Below are 16422 nucleotides of genomic sequence, written 5' to 3' on the forward strand. Positions count from 1 at the left end.
CCTGCTCAGGCGAGCCCGCGTCGTTCGTCCCGCCCGTGGAGCCTGGCCATGACCTGGGTGGCGTCGGGGTGACCGAGGCCGACGAGCAGGGTCAGGGCGCGCCGCCAGGCGGTGCGGGCCGCCGCGTGGTCGCCCGTGACGCGGTGCGTGTCGCCGATGCCGGTGAGCGTCGTCGCCTCCAGGTAGGGCACGCCCAGGTCCTGGTAGAGGGTCAGGGCGTTGCGGTAGCCGATGAGGGCCTGGGGGTGGCGGCCGAGGTGGTGGTAGGAGTGGGCGACGCTGTGCCAGGTCGCGGCCTGACCGTAGCGGTCGCCGATCTCCCGCAGCGTGTCCAGGGCGTCCAGGCAGTGGCCGAGGGCCTGTTCGTACTCGCCGAGCAGAGCGTGGTACCAGCCCACGGAGTTGAGGACGCTGGCCTGTGCGGCGCGGTGGCCGACGGCCCGGAACAGCTCCAGTGCCCGCTGGTTGTGGCGGAGGGCGCCGGGGAGGTCACCCTGCTGTTCGCTTTCCCAGCCGAGGCTGCGGTGGGTCTGCGCCCGGCCGATGTCGTCGCCGAGTCCGGTGAAGAGGTCCAGGGCGCGGTGGAGGCGGGCACGGGACGCGTCGTGCAGGCCGAGCCGGCCCTCGGCGCGGGCCAGTCCTCGGAGACCCCGGGCTTCCATGGCGGGGTCGGACAGGCGCAGTGCGGCGTCCAGGGCGGTGCGCTGGGCGGCGGCCCAGTCGTGCCAGTGGCCCCGGCGGTCGAAGTACGGCTCCAGGGCCCAGGCCAGCAGGCAGGCGAGGCGGTCGTGACCGGAGTGCGCGGCGGTGCCGATGACGGCGAGCAGCACGGGGTACTCGGCCGTCAGCCAGGTCAGGGCCTGCCGGTCGTCGGCGAGCGGTACCGCGGCGGCCTCCGCCGCGGCGGGCGGGGGCTGCATCAGGTCCGCGTGCGGGGCGAGCAGGAGTCCGGCGGTGTGCGCGGTGTGCAGGTGGTGCGCGTACAGCCGCTCGGTGGCTGCCCGGCGCTCGGTCTCGGGGTGGCGGTCGTGGACGAGTTCGGTGGCGTGGGCGCGCAGCAGGTCGTGGAAGGCGTACCGGCCGGGGACCGGCTCGCTGATCAGGTGGCCGTGGGCGAGTTCGGCCAGCCGCCGCCGCACCTCGCGCACGGGCAGGCCCGCGAGGGCCGCCGTGGAGGCCACGGAGAAGTCCGGGCCGGGATGCAGGGACAGCAGGGGGAACAGCCGCGCCGTCCCGGGGGAGAGGGCGCGGGAGGACCAGGAGAAGACCACCCCGACGTCGGCGGACGCGTCGGCCCTGGCGAAGGCGTCGAGGCTGCCGTGGGCCTCGCGCAGTTCGGCGGCGATGGCCGACAGCGCGAACCCGGGGTGGGTGGCGGCCCGTGCGGCGACGCACGCCAGTGCCAGAGGGAGACCGGCGCACAGTGCGGCGATCTCCGCGGCCGCTTCCGGTTCCGCCTCGACGCGTGAGGCTCCCAGGCGGCGGGTGAGGAAGTCCCGTGCCTCGTCGGTGTCGAGCGGGTGCAGGGTGAGCGCGCGGGCGCCGTGCGCGGCCACCAGCCCGGACAGCTGGTCGCGGCTGGTGACGATGGCGAGACAGCCGGGTGAGCCCGGGAGCAGCGGACGTACGTGCTCGGTGTCGCGCGCGTTGTCCAGCAGGACGAGGAAGCGCCGCCCCGCCAGCAGGCTGCGGTAGAGCGCGACCTGGGCGTCCAGGCCGTGCGGGACGCGCTCCGGCGGGACACCCAGCGTGTCCAGGAACCCCCGGACCGCCTCGCCCGGACTCATCACGGCACCGGACGGGTCGTACCCCCGCAGGTTGACGTAGAGCTGCCCGTCGGGGAACCGGTCGGCCACCTGGTGGGCCCAGTGAACGGCCAGCGTGGTCTTGCCGATCCCGGCCATGCCGCCGATCGTCTGGATGGCCACGGTCCGGGCCGGCGGGCCGGCCGCCGGGTCGGCCAGCGGTCCGGGCGCGGGGTCGGGTGCCGGGTCGGCCGCTGTGTCGCCCACGGTGTCGGCTGCGGGGGCGTTCGTCGTGTCGGCTGGTGTGTCGGCCGCGGTGCCGGCCGGTGTGTCGGCCGCGGTCTCGGTCACGGTGTCGCTCGTCGTGTCGGCTGCTGTGTCGGCCACGGCCCCGGCTGCGGGGCCGGCTGGGGGGTCGCTCGGCGTGTCGGCCAGTGCGTCGGCCACGGCCCCGGCTGCGGGGTCGCTCGTCGTGTGGGTCGGTGCGTCGGCCAGGGTGTCGGCCGGTGCGTCGGCCGCGGTCCCGGCCGCCGGGTCGCTCGTCGTGCCGGTCGCGGGGCCCTTCGGGCGCGCGTTGCCCAGCAGAGGGGCCAGCGCCTCGTCGAGTTCGGTGCGTCGGCCGGTGAACGTCGACAGGTCCGGCGGCAGTTGGGCGGGCACGGGCAGGCGGGCCGCCTCCGGGCCGTCGGTACCGGTGCCGCAGAACGCCGTGCTCCGCTCGGAGGGCACCCCTCCGGTGCCCTCTCGCATACCGCGCGGTGCCTCACGGCCGGTGTCGACCAGCATCGTCCGCCGGGCGTCGCGCAGTTCGGGGCCGGGGTCGATGCCCAGTTCGTCGGCGAGCCGGGAGACCGCCGTGTCGTACGCGCGCAGCGCCTCGGACGCGTGACCGGTGGCGGCCAGCACGTGCACCAGCCTGGCCAGCAGCGGCTCGTCCAGCGGATGGTCTCCGGCCGTCTCGCGCAGCTCGCCCAGGACCGCGCCCGGCAGCCCGGCCCGCAGAGCGGCGTCGGCCGCTTCCTTCACGGCCTCGACCCGCTCGCGCGAAGCCGCGGTGAACGTCGCGTGCGCACGCACCCGTTCGGGAAGCCCGGCCGCGACCGGCCCCTGCCACAACGACAGCGCCCGGGTCAGCGGGGGCACGGCCCGAGCATGGTCCCCGGCCGTGGCGGCCCGCCGTGCCTCGTCCCGCAGCTCACGGAAGCGCAGCAGGTCCAGGGAGCCGGCATCACTCGCCAGCCGGTATCCGCCCGGACCCCGGACGATCCACCGCCCCACCGCCCGTACGGGCAGCCCCGGCTCCAACAGCCGCCTCAGGGCGCCTACATGACGGCGGATCACATTGGCCGCGCTGTCCGGCGGACGCCGCCCCCACAGAACCTCGACCATCTCGTCCACGGCGACCGGCTGCCCCGCCCGCACCAGCAGCAGCGCCAGCAGCGCCGTCTGTTGCGGGCCGCCCAGCCGCAACTCCGTTCCCGCCCGCCAGGCCCGCACCGTGCCGAGCACGGCGAACCGCACCGCCTCCGGTGCCAACGCGCCCCCCTTGACTCCCGCCCCTCCCCTTCACTCTATGTCACGGACGGGGGTACGCGGCGCTACGCGGACCGCTCCGGGGCACCCGGGCGGAACGGGGGCCCCGCACATGGACCTCGGTGTCTCAGCGACCGTGGAGCGCGGTGCGCAGCGTGCCGGCGGCCATCGTGATCGCGGCCTCGGCGGCATGGGTCTCCCGCAGGGCGTTGAGCATCACGAAGTCGTGGATGATGCCCTGGAACCGCACGGCGGTCACCGGGACACCGGCCTCCCGCAGCTTGTTCGCGTACGCCTCGCCCTCGTCGCGCAGCACGTCGGCCTCGCCGGTGATGACCAGGGCCGGCGGCAGCCCGGCGAGCTGCTCCGTGGTCGCTCGCAGCGGGGACGCGGTGATCTGGGCGCGCTCCGCCTCGTCGGTCGTGTACTGGTCCCAGAACCACTGCATGCCGTCGCGCCGCAGGAAGTAGCCCGTGGCGAACTGGTGGTAGGAGCCGGTGTCGAAGTTCGCGTCCGTCACCGGGTAGAACAGCACCTGCTGGACGAGGGGGACGTCACCGCGCCGCTTGGCCATCAGCGTGAGCGCGGCGGTCATGTTGCCGCCGACCGAGTCGCCGGCCGCCGCCAGCCGGGAGCCGTCCAGGTTCTTGGTCGCGCCCTGGTCGACGATCCACTTCGCGACCGTGTAGTTCTGCTCGATCGCGACCGGGTAGCGGGCCTCGGGCGAGAGGTCGTACTCGGGGAAGACCACGGCGGCGTTCGCGCCGACGGCGAGTTCGCGCACCAGCCGGTCGTGCGTGTGGGCGTTGCCGAACACCCAGCCCGCGCCGTGGATGTAGAGGATCACCGGCAGGGTGCCCCCGGCTCCGGCGGGCTTGACGACGCGCGCCCGGACGCTGCCGGTGGGACCGCCCGGGACGGTGACCCACTCCTCGTCGATCCGCGGCTTGCCGATCTCGCCGGACTGCACTTCGTCGACCGCCTTGCGGCCCTCGGCGGGCGGCAGTTCGAAGAGGTAGGGCGGGTTGGCGGTGGCCTTGGCGAACGCGGCTGCCGCCGGCTCCAGGACCGGCTGAACGGGCTGAGCGGGCTGCACCGGCTGAGTGGGCTGCACCGGCTCGATGGTTTCGGACATGTCAATCTCCTGGGCTTCACGGGATACCGGTGGGCGCGACGTCCGGCCCGCCTCGCCGCACGCTAAAACCGTGCGCACGGCGGGAATTGCCCGTCAGCGCACCGATACCGGTCCCACCGTGCACGGAAGAAGGGGCATTGCGCTGTCGGTGCGAAACCAGTGCGCTGCCGGAGCGGAGAGCCCTGGCGGGCCGCAATAGTGTGACGGCAGGCAGTCGCGAGCGGGAGGCAGTCGCGAGCGGGCGGTGCGCACCGCGCATCACGTGTACCGCATCACGTGTCGTCATCAGGTGTCGTCAGCCCGGCGTGGAGCCCGGCGGCCCACTTCGGCGGCTACCAGGCCGCACCCCGTACGGGCCTGTCGGGCGCCCGGCAGGCCGAGTCGGTCGGCGAGGCCGTCGCCGAGGCAGAGCAGCACCGCCAGTGGCGCGCCCGCCGAGGACTCGCCCCCGAAACCGCGGGCACGGCTTTCGACCCGTGCTTCGTGCTCTGACTGATCACTTCCTGCAGAAAGGCACACCCATGGTCGACATCACCGAAGTCACCGCTGTCCCCAGCCCCGACCTCCTCACGCCCGACAACTGCGCGGTGCTGTTCGTGGACCACCAGCCGCAGATGTTCTTCGCCACGACCAGCGGCGACCGCGCCGCGATCATCAACTCGACCGTCGGCCTGGCCAAGGCCGCGAAGACCTTCGACGTGCCCGTCGTGCTGAGCACGGTGGCCGCCGAGTCCTTCTCGGGTCCGCTCCTGCCGCAGCTCGCGGACGTCTTCCCCGACCACAAGGTCATCGACCGCACCACGATGAACGCCTGGGAGGACGTCTCCTTCGTCGAGGCCGTCAAGGCGACCGGCCGCGAGAAGCTGGTCCTCGCCGGGCTGTGGACCGAGGTGTGCGTGGTCCTGCCCGCGCTGTCCGCGCTGTCCCAGGGCTACGAGGTGTACGTCGTCACGGACGCGTCCGGAGGCGTCAGCCCGCAGGCCCACGAGCACGCCGTCCAGCGCATGATCCAGGCCGGTGCGGTCCCGGTGACCTGGGTGCAGGTGCTGCTGGAACTCCAGCGCGACTGGGCGCGCGCGGAGACCTACGGTCCTGTCACGGAGGTCGTGAAGGAGCACGCCGGCGCCTACGGACTCGGAGTCGTCTACGCGCAGGCCGTCATCGGGGCGCACGCCGCGGGCTGAGGCTTCGCCATCCGCTGAACGTCAGGAACGGACAGGAACAGAATGGACACCGGACTGTTGGTCCTCCGGCTGGTGGTGGGGCTCCTCATCGCCGGCCGCGGAGTGCAGAAGGTCAGTCGCCGGCTGGGCGGCAGTGGCCTGGCGGGCGGAACCGAGGAGTTCCGGCACGACGGCTTCCCGGCGGCCGGCTCACCGCGCTCACTGCGGGCGGCAGCCAGATCGGTGCCGGTCTGTTCCTGGCGGCCGGGTTACTGACCCCGGCGGCGGCGACGGCCGCGATGGGAGTGATGACGGTCGCCGGCACCGTCAAGTGGCCCAACGGGCTGTGCGTGCAGCACGACGGCTACAAGTACCCGCTGGTGCTCGTGGCCGTCTCCGGCGCCCTGGCGCTCACCCCCGACGCCACCTGGGCCAGACAGGAGCCCTGCACCCGCGGGGCCTACCGGAGGCGGGACCGTGCGCCCCGGCCCGCCGTGTCCCGCCACTCGCTGGGCGACATGCCGTACGCGGCCCGGAACACCCGGCTGAAGTGGGTGGCGCTCAGGAAACCCCAGCGGGCCGCGACCGCGGCGATGGTCTGCCGGCCGCGGACCCGGTGCATCAGGTCGCGCCGGCACTCCTCCAGACGGCGGCGCTGGATCCAGCGGCCGACCGTCGTCCCCTCGTCCTGGAACAGCTTGTGCAGATACCGCACCGAGATGTGATGGGCCCCGGCGATCCTCTCGGGTGACAGGTCCGGGTCCGCCAGATGCAGGTCGATGAACTTCATGATCCGCGCCACCATCGGCGAGCAAGCGCCGCCCCCGGATGCCGGCGTGCCCGCGCCGTCCCTGCCCAACTGGTCCGTGGCCAGCGTGGCCAGGAGGTTCACGGCGTTCCACGCGAGCATCTCGCCGACCGACGGCTGGGAAGAGGTGACCGTGTCGGCGAGCTCGGACAGGAACGGCGACAGCAGGGCGCCCAGCCGGGACGACCGGCCGACCGGAGCCGCCATGACCCTGTGCACGTCACGCTCCTGGAGCCCCAGCGCCTCGCGCTGCACCAGGAAGACCTTCAGCCGTGCGGCCCCGGGGACGTCCAGTACCGGTGGGTGGTCGGCGGCGTAGAAGCAGAGGTCCCCCGGGTCGAGGAGCACCTCCCGGGCCTGGTGCGTTCCGGAGGCGCCGGGCATGCCTCCCCGTATGCCCACGAAGAGGTACTCTCCGCCGCCCCGCGCGACCAGGCGATCGGCCCGAGCCGAGGGCCACTTCCCGGGTAAGCGCGCGGACGCCCCGTGGGTGATGAGGACGTCCAGTCCCATGGGCGTCCGGCACACCGTCCCGTCGTACTCGGCCGCGAGCGTGCCCGTGTCGTGCGTCATCCGTTCGTCGCCTCCGAGGCCAACAGAGCAGAACCGTCTTCCACTTCCCTCGGAGCGTAGGAACGTGGATGTGCAAAAGAAGTGACGACGGAGTGACCGCGGTGAAGGGCCTGTGTTCCTAGGTGTTCCCGGCGCCCGCGAGCCGCTCGTGCAGGCGCCGCCGCGCGGCCTCCCGCTCCGCCGGAGAGTCGTGCTCCTCCGCGAGTTCGGCGGCGTACACGCGTAACAGGTCGTGCAGGGCGTAGCGGCCCGGAGCGTGTTCGGTGACGAGGTGGGCGTCGGCGAGTTCGTCGAGGACGATCCGCGCCCTGCGTACGGACAGTCCGGTGAGCGCGGCGGCCGCGGCCGCCCCGAGGTCAGGGCCGGGGTGCAGGGACAGGAACCGGAACAGCCGGGCGCTCCCGGGCGGCAGGAGCCGGTAGGAACAGGCGAACGCGGTACGGGCGTCGGTGGCGCCGTCCGGCCCGGCGAAGGCGTCGAGACGGTCACCGGAGTCGCGCAGCTCGGCGGCGATGACCGCCAGGGGGGAGCCGGAGCCGGTGGCGCGGGCGGCCACGTTGGCGAGGGCCAGCGGGAGCCGGCCGCAGCGCGTGATGATCTCGTCGGCCGCCTTGGGTTCGGCCGCCAGGCGCCCCCGGCCGACGCGCAGTTCCAGCACGGCCCGCGCGTCCGCGCCGGACGGCAGGTCCAGTCGCAGGGAGCGGGCCCCCGACGCGATCAGGCCCGGCAGGCCGTGACGACTGGTGACCACGGTCAGACAGCCCGGAGAGGCCGGGAGCAGCGGCCGGACCTGCTCGGTGCCGACGGCGTCGTCGAGCAGGACCAGGAGCCGCCGGCCGGACACCACGCTCCGGTACAGGCCGGAGAGTGCGTCCAGACCATCCGGCAGCCGACGGGCCGGCACCCCGAGCGTGGTGAGCATCCCGCGCAGCGCCTCCGCCGGTTCCCGGGGCGCCCGGGAGGGATCGGAACCCCGCAGTCCCACGGAGAGCTGACCGTCCGGGAAGCGGGGGGCGGCCTGGTGCGCCCAGTGGACCGCGAGCGTGGTCTTCCCGACGCCGGCCATCCCGCTGATCAGAACCGTCGCTGCGGGCCCGGCGGGACCGTCCGTCACGGCCTCGGCGATCGCCAGAAGACCGGCGAGTTCGGTCCGCCTGCCGGTGAACACCCCCAGATCGGGCGGCAACCGGGCGGGTCGTACGACGGGCTCCGGAACGTCCTGCCGGGCCGCCTCCGGCCGTACGGCGTCACTCCAGCGGCCGACGGCCGACCCGGCCGGCCGTGGTACGACGGGCCCCGTCGCGTCCTGCCGGGCAGTCTCCAGCCATGCGACGTCCCTCCAGCGGCCGCCCGCCGTCCCGGCCGGCCGCAGTTCCTGCCGGAGTACCCGGGTGTGGGCCGTGGACAGCTCCGCGCCGGGCGGGACCCCCAACTCCTCGGCCAGTGACCGCCGTACGTCCTCGTACGCGGCCAGCGCCTCCGCCTGCAGCCCGGCCGCGGCCAGCGCCAGGACCAGCCTGGCGTGCAGCGACTCGTTCATGGGGTCCAGCGCCACGGCCTGGCGGAGCCGCGGCAGCACCCGCTCCGTCCCGCCGCACAGCAGCGCCGCGTCGGCCGCCATCACGGTCGTCCGTACGAACTCCTGCTCCACCGCGGCGAACACGGCGTGTTCCCGTACGAGTGCGGGGATGCCCGTCGCCACCGGGCCGCGCCATTCGCCCAGGGCCCCGGTGAAGTGCCGCAGCGCCACCTCGGGCCGTCCGGTCGCCGCGGCTCGCTTGCCGCGCCGGGTGAGGGCGCGGAACCGCGGCAGGTCGGCCTCGTCCTCGTCCACGTCCAGCAGGTAGCCCCCGGCGCGGCGGAGCAGCCGGCGGCCGGGGGCCCGCGGTGGCAGACCGGGTTCGAGCAGGCGCCGCAGTGAACCGGCGTACCGGCGTATCACGTTCATCGCGCTGGCGGGCGGCCGCTCGGCCCAGAGCACGTCCACGATCTCGCCCACCGGAACGGACCGGCCCGCCCGCACCAGCAGCAGAGCCAGCAGGGCGCGCTGCTGGGGGAAGCCGAGATCGAGCTCGCTCTCCCCACGGCACACCCGCAGGGGGCCCAGTACCTCGAACCGCATCAGCGTCGTCGCCCTCCGCCCTGCCACCGCGCACGAGGGCGCCCCCACCTCCGGTCGCCCCAGCCCGGCGCACCCCGCCCGCCCTGTCCGGGCCCTTACTTGAGGCCGATCGCCTCGCAGTCGGCCTCGTACGCCGGCGTACAGATGTCGTCGACCGTGTAGACGTCGTCGCGGAGCACCGTCTCCTTGATGTTGTCCTTGGTGACGGCGACCACCGGCACCAGCATCGACGGAATGTTGTCCTGCGTCGGACTGTCCACCTTGTCGCGGGTCAGCGCGTCGAACTCGATGGACCGCCCCTGCACCTTGGCCACGGCCATCTCCGCGGCGTTGTTCGCCTCCAGCAGGAACGACTTGTACACGGTCATGTACTGCTCGCCCGAGACGACCCGCTGCACCGCGTCCAGGTTCGCGTCCTGCCCGGTCACCGGCGGGACCTTGCTGACGCCGGCCTCCTTCAGCGCCTCGATGGCGGCGCCCGCCAGGCCGTCGCTGGCGGTGTAGACGGCGGCGATGTTGTTCAGCCCGATGGCCTTGATCGCCTTCTCCGTGTTCGCCTTCGCGACCGCGGGCGACCAGTCCTTGGTGTAGTAGGACTTGGCGACGACCACGCTGTCCTGCAGCTCGCTGTCCGCGCCCTCCTTGACCAGCGCCGTGTTCGGGTCGGTGAGCGAGCCGTTGATCATGACGACCTTGCTGGTCGCGGCCTTGCTGCCGAGCGCCTGGACGATGGCACGGCCCTGCACCTGGCCGACGAGTTCGTTGTCGTGCGAGATGTACGCGTCGATCGGGCCCTGGGCGAGCCGGTCGTACGCGATGACGGGTATGCCCGCGTCCTTGGCCTTCTGGATGTCCGGGGCCACGGCCTTGGCGTCCAGGGCGTCCACGAGGATGACGTCGACCTTGGCGTCGATCATCTCCGCGAACTGCTTGCTCTGCTTGGCCATGCTCGCCTCGGCGTTGCGGTAGATGACCTTGCCCTTGTTCTCGGTCAGGTCGGCGACCCGCTGTTTGATGAGGGGATAGTCGAACTTCTCGAAGCGGGACGTGTCCTTGTCGGGCAGGAGGAGACCCACTGTGATGTCGTTGCCCTTCTTCGGGGTCGCGGCGTCACTGCTGGCGCCGACCTCGTCCATGACCCCGCACGCGGCGAGGAGGAGAGCCGCGTTCGACGCGGCCAGGGCCATGGCGAAACGACGCACAGCGCTTCTGCGGGGGGAATGAGCGTTCACATCAGGTGCCTTCCAGGGGGGAGAGCGGCAGCATGGCAACCAGGTGACTGCACAGCCAACGCGGCCAGGGTACGAAGCGTCAAGCAGCGCTGGTGAAGGGGGTGTCCACAGGTGCCCGCGGCGCCGCGAGGAAGGTCCCCAGTTGCTCACGCGAAGGGGTCGGCGTACGCCACCGAGAGCTGCGTCGGCGCAAGTCCCCCCTGGATGCGAAGAGATGACGGGCAGTCGCCCGGGCACGGGCCCGGCGGACCGTCGTACGGGGAACGCGCATGCGGCCAACGGGCGCCGCAGCGGAGCCGTTTGTGACTCATCACCGCGATACATGTGATGTCTCCCCAAGAAAAAAGGGGACTTCACGGGCGAACAGCTCAACTTCGCAGTCCTGCCGGGGTCATTCATCCCTGCGCCCCCGTTGACAGTGACGCGTCCCATGCCCGACCTTCGTCCGTAACACCAGGCACTCAAGCCCCCTGAGTACCGCGTTGCCGGAGGTATCCGCAGTGTCGCAATCGATCAGCAGGCGCAGGTTACTGGCCGGTGCCACGGCCGTCGCGGCGGCCGCGGCGGCCACCGACGCAGGGGCCTCCGGCCGTGCCCTGGCAGCTCCGCGCACCTACACACCCACCTGGGATTCGGTGAACCAACACCCCGCGGCTCCCGAGTGGTTCCGGGACGCCAAGTTCGGCATCTACTTCCACTGGGGCGTCTTCAGCGTGCCCGCGTACGACAGCGAGTGGTACCCGCGCAACATGTACGTCCCCGACAGCAAGGCCAACAAGCACCACACCGCCACCTACGGCAGCCCGGCCGACTGGCCGTACCACAACTTCATCGACGGGGCGGAGGACCTGGCCGGGAACCACAAGGAGTTCGCGCCGAAGCTCAAGTCGGCCGGCGGCGGCTTCGATCCCGACGAGTGGGCCCAGCTGTTCGTCGACGCCGGCGCCAGGTTCGCCGGGCCGGTCGCCGAGCACCACGACGGCTACTCCATGTGGGACAGCCAGGTCAACGAGTGGAACTCCGTGAACAAGGGCCCACACCTGGACCTGCTGCGGCTGTTCACCGACGCCATCCGCGCCCGGAAGCTGAAGCTCCTGGTGGCGATGCACCACGCGTACAACTACACCGGCTACTTCGAGTACGCGCCGGGGCAGTCCGACCCGAGCCTGAAGAAGCTCTACGGACAGCTGAGCCCGGAGCAGGAGAACCAGCTCTGGTACGACAAGCTCAAGGAAGTCGTCGACCGGGCCCGGCCGGACATCCTGTGGCAGGACTGGCGGCTGGACCACGTCGACGAGACGCAGCGGCTGAACTTCCTGGCGTACTACTTCAACCAGGCCGACAAGTGGGGCAAGGAAGTCGTCGCCACCTACAAGGACGGGTTCAACAGCCACGGCGCGGTCTTCGACTACGAGCGGGGCGGCCCGGCCGACCTCACCGCGCCCTACTGGCTGACCGACGACAGCATCTCCAACTCCAGCTGGTGCTACACCGAGGGCATCGGCTACTACTCGCTCGCGCAGATGCTGCACTCGTTCATCGACCGCGTCAGCAAGAACGGCAACGTGCTGCTCAACATCATGCCGAAGGCGGACGGCACCATCCCGCAGGGCCAGCGCGACCTCCTGCTCGGCATCGGCGACTACCTGAAGAGGTTCGGCGAGTCGGTCTACGGCACCCGGGCCTGGACCGCGTACGGCGAGGGGCCGACGAAGATGGGCGGTGGCTCCTTCACCAGACCCACAGCCGGCACCGCGCAGGACATACGGTTCACCCGCGACAAGGCCGGCACCGTCCTGTACGCCACGGTCCTGGGCTGGCCCGGAGGGCCGCTGACCATCAGGACGCTCGGCTCCGACCGGATCGACCTGCGCTCGCTGTCCTCGGTGAAGCTGCTGGACTCGACGGCCGGCACGTACATCGACCTCCCCGCCCCGGCCCAGGAGGCGACCGGTCTGAAGGTGGCCCTTCCGCGGACCGCGCCGTTCGACGCCCCCGCGTACGTCCTGAAGTTCCGCTTCTCCGGCCGGATTCCCACGCTGCGGCCTCTCACCGGAGCCCTGGTCTTCGAGGACGCCCACTACCGGGGCGACAGTGCGGTGCTCGCCCTCGGCAGCCACACCGGCGAGGAGCTGACCCTCGCCGGGATGCCGCCGGGCACCCTCTCCTCGCTGAAGCCGGCCCCGGGCTACCAGTCGGTCGGCTACTCCGGCGACGACTTCACCGGCACCGCCTGGACCTTCACGGCCGACACCCCGCGGATTCGGCACAAGATCAGCTCACTGAAGGTCGTGTTCGACCCCTCGGCGTACTTCCGGATCACCAACGTCACCAACGGCCTGTCCCTGGACGGCGGCGGCGACGTCCCCGGCGGCTCCGACCTCAAGCAGGGGACCTGGAACGGTCACGCCGACCTGCAATGGCACGCGGTCGAACTAGGCAACGGCTACTACAAGCTGCACAACCGCACCAACGGCATGGTCGCCGACGGCGGGGGCGCCACCGGCGACGGCACGACGGTCGGGCAGCAGCGGTGGAACGGCGGCACCGACCAGCAGTGGCTCATCACCCACCGCGGCGACGGCCGGTACTCCGTCACCAACCGCACCACCGGCCTCGCCCTGGACGGTGGGGGCGACGTCTCCGCGGGCTCCGCCGTCAAGCAGTGGACCTGGGGCAACAGCACCAACCTGCTGTGGACGTTCACCGCCCTGTGACCGACGGGCCTGCCGGGGCGCCCGGCAGGCCCGCGACGCGCTCCCGTCCGGCTCCCCCTACGCGGTGGCGCGGCCGCCGGTGACGGTCAGGGCTCCCCGGGAGGCGCGCGCGCCGAAGAGGGCCGCGGTGCCGTCGGCGATCTCCCCCACCCCTATCCGTCCGCCGGGGGAGTGCGCGTGCAGCCAGGCCGCCAGGTCCGCCGAGTCCAGGGGCCCGTCGAGGCCGGTCACGGTCCACGCGGCCGGTCCCTGGAACACGGCGTCCTCGATCCGCCGCAGCCAGCGGGCCAGACGGCGACGCTCACCGGCCGGAACGGCCTCGTGCACGGCGGGTTCCAGCAACGGGGCGGCCCACCGGGCGAGTTCGGCCGCCGGGCCCCGCACGATCGCCTCGCTCATCCCGTTCCGGCGCACCATGAGCGTCGGCGCTCCGTGCTCGACGGACCACACCTGGGCACGGCTCATGGGCGGCATCGGCGTCGCCCCCGCCCGCCTGCCGGGCTTCGGCAGCGGCACGGCCCGCCACGCCCCGGCGAGCCGGTCCAGCCAGGAAGCCAGGTCGGCGATGGTCTCCACACGCCACGTCTGCACCACGGCGCGCTCCCCGAGCAGACGCGCGTGGCCGGGCAGCCGTGTGACGTCGGAGCGCAGCAGTACCTGCCGGGTGGCGTTGCCGCCCAGTCGGCGCCCCGACTCCAGGGGATGGACGCACACCAGGACCTCGTCACGCCGATGGACGAACACAGCCGACAGCGGCACGCCCAGCGCAACGCCCGGCCACCCGGGGTCGGGCAGGGCGCTCGGCAGCAGCGGGGACAACTGCCCCAGCCAGGCGCCCAGATCGGCGAGGGAGCGGACCTCCGCCGACAGCCGGACCCGCCCGGCGGACGGACCCAGGGGCACGGCCTCGGCGACCCGGACCGGACTGTCCTGTCGATCGCGCTCCTGCCACACCAGGGGCTCGATCCACACCCTGCCCGTGCCGGGCGTGGGACCGTAGTGAGTCAGTGCGCACAGGGCGTCGACGCCCTCGGCGGCGAGCGCCGCCGCCAGGCCGGGAACATCGAGACCCCGGTGGATCTCACGACCGTAGGGCTGATCGGGCCAGTGGACTTCGCCGCGGACCGCGTAGCCGTCGGGCTGCGGACCGGCGAGCAGGTCCAGCACCCGCTCCAGCCACCGCACCAGCGGCCCGTCACCGGCCCGCCACACGAGCACGCCCTCCACCGTCCGCCCCCTCCCACCCACGGCTGCCGAGCGTACAACCGGCACCGGCCACGACAGGACGCCCGGAGCGAAACCATCTGACGGGCCCGGAGGGCACGGTGCGAGGATGGAGCGAGTCAACGTGTGGTGTCGCGAGCGGATGGGGAGCACCGGCCGTGCTGGACGATCAGTCGACGAAGTCCGCGGAACACAGTCCCGCCGAGCCTGAGTTCGGGCCCGCGCCCGAGTCCGGGCCCGAGTCCGGGCCCGAGTCCGGGCCCGAGTCCGGGCCCGAGTCCGGGCCCGAGGCCGCGCCCGCGGGCCCCGCCGCGCGGGAGCGCTCCGCGGCCCGGCGCCGGTGGGCCGGTGGCCTCGTGGCCGTCACCGCGCTGGTGTCGCTGTTCGGTCTGCCGTGGTGGCTGCTGCTGGCGTCCGGCACCCACTGGCCGTCCCCGGTCGTGCTGATCGGAAGTGCCCTGTTCGGGGCCGCGCTGCTCGCGTTCCCGGTGCTGATGGTCCTCGGTCACGGCCACCGGCAGCTGGACTGGGCGGCCCGCACCGGCGACACCCTCCTCGGCGTGGTCTGGGTGCTGTTCGCCTGGTCGGCCCTCGGTGGTGTGCTGCGGCTCGCCCTGGCCGCCTTCGGGGCCGACGGCCGGGGCCCGGCCAGGGGTGTCGCCGTCGCTGTGGCGGCGGTCGCCGTGCTGCTCCTGGCGTGGGGTTGCGCCGAGGCCATGAGGGTTCCCCGGATCCGGCGGGTCGAGGTAGCGCTCCCCCGTCTGGGCCCGGGGCTGGACGGGACCCGTGTGGTCGTCCTGGCCGACACCCACTACGGTCCCATCGACCGGTCCCGCTGGTCGGCACGGGTCGCGGACGCCGTGAACGCCCTGAACCCCGACATCGTCTGCCACGCGGGCGACATCGCCGACGGCACGATCGCCAAGCGCCGGGCGCAGGCCGCGCCCCTCGGGACGATCCGGCCGAACCTGGCGCGGGTCTACGTCACCGGCAACCACGAGTACCTCGGCGAGGCGCAGGGCTGGCTCGACCACATGAGCGGGCTCGGCTGGGAGTCGCTGCACAACCGCCACCTCGTCGTCGGACGCGGCGGCGACCGGCTCGTCCTCGCGGGCGTCGACGACCGCACCGCCGCCTCCTCCGGCCTGGCAGGACACCGCCCCGACCTGCCCGACGCACTCGCGGGCGCGGACCCCGGTCTGCCGGTTCTCCTGGTCGCCCACCAGCCCAAGCAGGTGGCCCAGGCCGTGGCCGCCGGCGTCGACCTCCAGGTGTCGGGCCACACCCACGGCGGGCAGATCTGGCCGTTCCACTACCTGGTGCGCCTCGACCAGCCCGTGGTGCAGGGCCTCAGCCGCCACGGCGACCGGACCCAGCTCTACACCAGCCGCGGTACGGGCTACTGGGGACCGCCATTCAGGATCTTCGCGCCGAGCGAGATCAGCCTGCTCGTCCTGCGGTCGTCCGCGTGACGTCCCAGGTGTTCGATGGAGAAGGACCGGCACAGCCGGTCGGACCCCCTCCCCACCTCCGAGACCACCTCTGTGACCTGGAGCCGTCATGACCACACCGCGGGACCTGCTGATCACCACGATGGAGGTCGCACCGGACCGGCCGGTCGAGCAGGGCGACCTCTCGCTGGCGCTCGCGGGCGCCGAACTCTGCGACCTCATCATCGCGGAGGCCCTCACCCTGGACGGCGACCGCATCGTGCCCGGCCTCCCGCCCGCCATGGACGACCGGCTGCTGGACGCGGCCTCGTCGTCCCTCGTCCGGGAGCCGCCGTACGAGTCCGTCGAGGACTGGCTGTGGCGCCGGGGCCGGGGCCTGTACGCGACCTACCTCGCCGACCTGGAGACGCGCGGAGAGGTCACCAGGCGACGCAACCGCTGGCTTCCCGTCCCGGCCGGCCCCACGGCACTGGCCGACTCACCCGCCCGCCGGCACGCGGCCGAGCGCCGCTCCTCGGGCGACCCCGTCCTCGCCGTCCTCACGGCCGCCGTGGGGGCCGGCCCGGAGCCGGCGGAGGATCTGGCGGATCTCGTCGACGACGCGCTGGTGACCGTACTGGCCGCCGTCAACGACGCGTTGCTGGAACTGGAGGCGGTACGGCAACGCCGGAGCATCGAGAAGGCGGCCTTCGACAACGTGTGGCGGGGGCTGTGAACCG

General features: G+C 73.0%; 11 protein-coding genes and 1 pseudogene. 6 read left to right on the top strand and 6 right to left on the bottom strand.

All coding sequences use genetic code 11. The annotated features are described in order from the left end of the window. Positions 1 to 5 precede the first annotated feature (5 nt). Positions 6 to 3281, bottom strand: a complete 3276-nt coding sequence (locus tag ACZ49J_RS29870; RefSeq protein ID WP_467453377.1) for an AfsR/SARP family transcriptional regulator — start codon at positions 3279 to 3281, stop codon at positions 6 to 8. 124 nt (positions 3282 to 3405) lie between these two features. Then, a complete protein-coding gene (locus tag ACZ49J_RS29875) occupies positions 3406 to 4413 on the bottom strand; it encodes an alpha/beta hydrolase (protein ID WP_467453376.1) in 1008 nt (335 codons plus the stop codon). 276 nt (positions 4414 to 4689) lie between these two features. Here ACZ49J_RS29875 and ACZ49J_RS29880 point away from each other — a divergent pair, with 276 nt between their 5' ends. The 3 genes and pseudogenes from ACZ49J_RS29880 to ACZ49J_RS29890 form a co-directional block, all read left to right on the top strand. After that, positions 4690 to 4905 (top strand): hypothetical protein, encoded by a 216-nt coding sequence (locus ACZ49J_RS29880; RefSeq protein WP_467453375.1) that lies wholly within the window; start codon positions 4690 to 4692, stop codon positions 4903 to 4905. A 29-nt stretch (positions 4906 to 4934) separates the two neighbouring features. Continuing rightward, complete coding sequence (locus tag ACZ49J_RS29885; RefSeq protein ID WP_467453374.1) at positions 4935 to 5597, top strand: hydrolase; 663 nt, start codon at positions 4935 to 4937, stop codon at positions 5595 to 5597. Between the two features lie 42 nt (positions 5598 to 5639). Further along, positions 5640 to 6010 (top strand): annotated as a pseudogene (locus ACZ49J_RS29890) (DoxX family protein); the annotation flags it as partial. A gap of 26 nt (positions 6011 to 6036) precedes the next feature. On the opposite strand, the gene ACZ49J_RS29895 reads toward ACZ49J_RS29890, so the two are convergent. The 3 genes from ACZ49J_RS29895 to ACZ49J_RS29905 form a co-directional block, all read right to left on the bottom strand. Next, a complete protein-coding gene (locus ACZ49J_RS29895) occupies positions 6037 to 6957 on the bottom strand; it encodes a helix-turn-helix domain-containing protein (RefSeq protein WP_467453372.1) in 921 nt (306 codons plus the stop codon). Between the two features lie 118 nt (positions 6958 to 7075). After that, the gene (locus ACZ49J_RS29900) at positions 7076 to 9079 is read right to left on the bottom strand and encodes an AfsR/SARP family transcriptional regulator (protein WP_467453371.1); all 2004 of its coding nucleotides are present in this window, start codon (positions 9077 to 9079) and stop codon (positions 7076 to 7078) included. Between the two features lie 95 nt (positions 9080 to 9174). After that, a complete protein-coding gene (locus tag ACZ49J_RS29905) occupies positions 9175 to 10281 on the bottom strand; it encodes a sugar ABC transporter substrate-binding protein (RefSeq protein ID WP_467453370.1) in 1107 nt (368 codons plus the stop codon). Positions 10282 to 10811: 530 nt separating this feature from the next. Between ACZ49J_RS29905 and ACZ49J_RS29910 the strand changes: the two genes are divergently transcribed. After that, the gene (locus tag ACZ49J_RS29910; protein ID WP_467453369.1) at positions 10812 to 13028 is read left to right on the top strand and encodes an alpha-L-fucosidase; all 2217 of its coding nucleotides are present in this window, start codon (positions 10812 to 10814) and stop codon (positions 13026 to 13028) included. A 57-nt stretch (positions 13029 to 13085) separates the two neighbouring features. On the opposite strand, the gene ACZ49J_RS29915 is transcribed toward ACZ49J_RS29910, so the two are convergent. Further along, a complete protein-coding gene (locus ACZ49J_RS29915) occupies positions 13086 to 14255 on the bottom strand; it encodes a hypothetical protein (protein WP_467453368.1) in 1170 nt (389 codons plus the stop codon). Between the two features lie 155 nt (positions 14256 to 14410). On the opposite strand from ACZ49J_RS29915, the gene ACZ49J_RS29920 reads away from it, so the two are divergent. Continuing rightward, the gene (locus tag ACZ49J_RS29920) at positions 14411 to 15724 is read left to right on the top strand and encodes a metallophosphoesterase (RefSeq protein ID WP_467453366.1); all 1314 of its coding nucleotides are present in this window, start codon (positions 14411 to 14413) and stop codon (positions 15722 to 15724) included. 88 nt (positions 15725 to 15812) lie between these two features. Further along, the gene (locus ACZ49J_RS29925) at positions 15813 to 16418 is read left to right on the top strand and encodes a GOLPH3/VPS74 family protein (RefSeq protein ID WP_467453365.1); all 606 of its coding nucleotides are present in this window, start codon (positions 15813 to 15815) and stop codon (positions 16416 to 16418) included. The last annotated feature ends 4 nt before the right edge of the window (positions 16419 to 16422 follow it).

The organism is Streptomyces sp. NPDC030840 (genome assembly GCF_055572015.1).